Source organism: Pseudonocardia pini, assembly GCF_013870575.1.
Taxonomy (GTDB): domain Bacteria; phylum Actinomycetota; class Actinomycetes; order Mycobacteriales; family Pseudonocardiaceae; genus Pseudonocardia; species Pseudonocardia pini.
Window position 1 is genome coordinate 1 of record NZ_JACBXB010000615.1, and the last position, 3443, is coordinate 3443.

The following is a 3443-nucleotide window of genomic DNA, read 5'->3' on the forward strand; positions in this document are numbered from 1 at the left end:
CACGGCCAGACACACCTCCTGCGCGACGTCGTCCGCCGAGACGGACGACCGGTCCAGCGGCTGGCCGAGACCCCCACCTGGCGGAGCCGGTTCGCGCTGCTCGACGCGGCGCTCCTGCGGTTGGCGGCCGAGGCGCGTCGCCCCGATCCTCGGCCCGAGGTCGTCCGGGCCTGGCACCGGCTCAGCGAGACCGGCGGGACCCTGCGCATCTCCGACCTGGCCGACGAGATCGGCTGGAGCCGCAGGCACCTCGCCCTGCGGTTCCGGGACGAGACCGGCCTGTCGCCCAAGTCCGCCGCCCGGGTGATCCGCTTCGAACGGGCCTGCGACCTGCTCCGGGCCGCGGACCGCCCCGCCCTGGCGGACACCGCCGCCGTGTGCGGCTACGCCGACCAGGCCCACCTCGCCCGCGACTTCCGGGACCTGGCGGGGCTCACCGCCACCGAGTGGCTCGCCGAACGCCCCGCGAGCTGACCCGCGTGTTCCGGATCGCCTTCCACGCCCCCGAGATCCCGCCCGACACGGGCAACGCGATCCGGCCGGCCGCGAACACCGGTGCGGAGCTGCACCTCGTGGAGCCTTGTCGACCGGCCTGCCGCCCGCGGTGGCGGCACGGGCGAGCGAGCGGGTCCGGCTCCCGATGGTCGCCGGATCCCGCTCGCTGAACCTCGCGAACGCCGCCGCCGTGGCCGTCTACGAGGCCTGGCGGCAGCACGGGTTCGCCCGCCCTACTGGCGGACCGCCTGGACGTCGAGGCTGATCTCGATCGTCGACCCGACGACGGGCACCCCGCGGCTGACCATCTGCTGCCAGTTCAGCGTGAAGTGCTCGCGGTGCAGCTCCGCCGAGGCGACCGCTCCCGCGCGCTCGCCGTTCCACTCCGCCATGCCGAGGAACATGACGTCGAGCTGGACGTCGCTGGTCAGGCCGTGCAGCGTGAGGTCGCCGTCGACGATCCACCGGTTCCCCGCGCCGCGCCGGAACCGGGTGCTGGAGAAGCGCAGCTGGGGGAAGCGCTCGACGTCGAGGAAGTCCGGGGAGCGGAGGTGCGTGTCGCGGGCGTCGACGTTGGTGTCGACGCTGGCGGACTCGATCACCACGTCCACGGCGGAGTCCTCGAACGGCTCCGCGATGCGGATCTGCCCGTGGAAGCGGTTGAAGCGGCCGTAGACCCGGGAGAGCCCGATGTGCCGGGCGACGAACCGGACCGAGGAGTGGTCCGAGTCGATCGTGTAGACCCCCGGCGGCGGCGGGGTGAGCGACTGGTCGGGGTCGAGGGTCAGGGTGCCCAGCTCGGCGTGCTTCCCCCACTCGACGTCGATCGTGCCGCCGTTGCCCCGGTACCCGCCCGCCTCGGCGCGCACCCGGTACTGCCCGGGGACCAGCGCGGCGGTGAAGTAGCCGAACGGGTCCGTGTCCGCGTGGACGATCCGCGTGCTGGTGCGGTCCAGGACGGAGATCTCGGCGCCGGCGAGCGGCCGGCCCTCGGTGTCCTGCACCTGACCGCTCAGCACACCCCCGGTGAGGGGGATCGGCACCAGGGCGCTGCGCCCGGTGTCGGCACGACGCGGGCCCTTGCCCCGCTTGCTCCAGAACATGCGTGACCTTTCCTGCGAGTGGCTCGACCCGTCAGCGGGCCGGAGACACTCAACCATGCGAGGTCACGGAACGGTGACGCCGATCGCGGGGTTGTGGTCCCTCCCACACGGCCCTACGCCCAACGGCCACCCAGCGGAGCCGAACGTGTCACGAACACGCTGGTAGAAGACTCAATCATCATCGTCGGAAGGGGGTTCGCCGCCCCCACCGCGCAGCAGCCACACGACGCTCTCCAGCTCGTCCGGCTTGATGAGCACGTCCCGGGCCTTGGAGCCCTCGGAGGGTCCGACGATCCCCCGCGACTCGAGCAGGTCCATCAGCCTGCCCGCCTTCGCGAAGCCCACGCGCAGCTTGCGCTGCAGCATCGACGTCGAGCCGAACTGCGAGGTCACGATGAGCTCCGCGGCCTGGACGAGCACCTCGAGATCGTCCCCGATGTCCGGGTCGATCTCCTTGGCCTCGCCCTGCTTCTGCGCCGTGACGCCCTCGAGGTACGTCGGCTCCGCCTGCTCCTTGGTGAACGCGACGACCTCGGAGATCTCCTCGTCCGAGATGTACGCGCCCTGCATGCGGACCGCCTTGGACGCCCCCATCGGCAGGTAGAGCCCGTCGCCCATGCCGATCAGCTTCTCGGCACCCGGCTGGTCCAGGATGACCCGCGAGTCGGTGAGCGACGACGTGGCGAACGCCAGCCGGGACGGCACGTTCGTCTTGATCAGGCCGGTCACGACGTCGACGGACGGCCGCTGGGTCGCCAGCACCAGGTGGATGCCCGCCGCACGGGCCTTCTGGGTAATCCGGACGATGGCGTCCTCGACGTCTCGCGGCGCGGTCATCATGAGGTCGGCCAGCTCGTCGACGATGCAGAGGATGTACGGGTAGGGCCGGTACTCCCGCTCGCTGCCCAGCGGCGCGGTGATCTCGCCGGAGCGGACCTTGCGGTTGAAGTCGTCGATGTGACGGACCCGGTTGGCCTGCATGTCCTGGTAGCGCTGCTCCATCTCCTCCACGAGCCAGGCCAGCGCGGACGCGGCCTTCTTCGGCTGCGTGATGATGGGCGTGATCAGGTGCGGGATGCCCTCGTACGGCGTGAGCTCGACCATCTTCGGGTCGACGAGGATCATCCGCACCTCCTCCGGCGTGGCCCGTTGGAGCAGCGAGACCAGCATCGAGTTCACGAAGCTGGACTTGCCGGAACCGGTGGAGCCCGCGACCAGCAGGTGCGGCATCTTCGCGAGGTTGGCGCAGAGGAAGTGGCCCTCGATGTCCTTGCCCAGCCCGATGACCATCGGATGGGTCTCGCTGCGCGCCGAGCCGGAGCGCAGCACGTCGCCCAGGCGCACCATCTCGCGGTCCGAGTTGGGCACCTCGATGCCGACGGCGGACTTGCCGGGGATCGGGGCCAGGATGCGGACGTTGTCGGTGGCCACCGCGTAGGCGATGTTCTTCGACAGCTGGGTGATCTTCTCGACCTTCACGGCCGGGCCCAGCTCGATCTCGTACCGGGTGACCGTCGGGCCGCGGGTGAAGCCGGTGACCTGCGCGTCGACGTTGAACTGGTCCAGCACGCCGGTGATGCGCTCGATCATCTCGTCGTTCGCGGCGGAGCGGACCTTCGGCGGCGGGCCGGTCTCCAGGATGTCCGGGGGCGGGAGCCTGTACTCGCCCTCCGAGACGGGCTCGCGGATCGCCATCGACATCTGCTCGCCCTCGGCCGGGACGTCCTCGGCGGGCGGGGTGGCGACGATCGCGGCCGGCTCCGGGCGCTTCGGCCGCTCGGCCTTCTCCGGCTCCGGCTTCCGCCGGGGCGGGACGGGGACGTACTCCTCCTCCGGCTCCGCGGC

The 3443-nt window shown here is 71.4% G+C and carries 3 protein-coding genes and 1 pseudogene; 2 read left to right on the plus strand and 2 right to left on the minus strand.

Annotation, left to right across the window (positions count from 1 at the left end; all coding sequences use genetic code 11):
* Both H5J29_RS25810 and H5J29_RS35420 read left to right on the plus strand, forming a co-directional pair.
* Positions 1–474, plus strand: a 474-nt coding sequence (locus H5J29_RS25810; RefSeq protein ID WP_181783615.1) for a helix-turn-helix transcriptional regulator, incomplete at its 5' end; no start/stop codon positions are given.
* Between the two features lie 5 nt (positions 475–479).
* Positions 480–760: pseudogene (locus H5J29_RS35420) on the plus strand (hypothetical protein).
* Here H5J29_RS35420 and H5J29_RS25815 read toward each other — a convergent pair.
* Both H5J29_RS25815 and H5J29_RS25820 read right to left on the minus strand, forming a co-directional pair.
* Positions 729–1598: a YceI family protein gene (locus tag H5J29_RS25815; RefSeq protein ID WP_246394286.1), complete on the minus strand. Its 870-nt coding sequence runs from the start codon at positions 1596–1598 to the stop codon at positions 729–731. The pseudogene H5J29_RS35420 and the gene H5J29_RS25815 overlap by 32 nt on opposite strands.
* Positions 1599–1769: 171 nt before the next feature.
* On the minus strand, positions 1770–3443 hold a 1674-nt coding region (locus tag H5J29_RS25820), incomplete at its 5' end, for a DNA translocase FtsK (protein WP_181783617.1).

What these genes read in the sequence shown, in the direction of transcription:
- H5J29_RS25815 (WP_246394286.1), bottom strand. Translation starts at nt 1,598, where the DNA reads ATGTTCTGGAGCAAGCGGGGCAAGGGCCCGCGTCGTGCCGACACCGGG.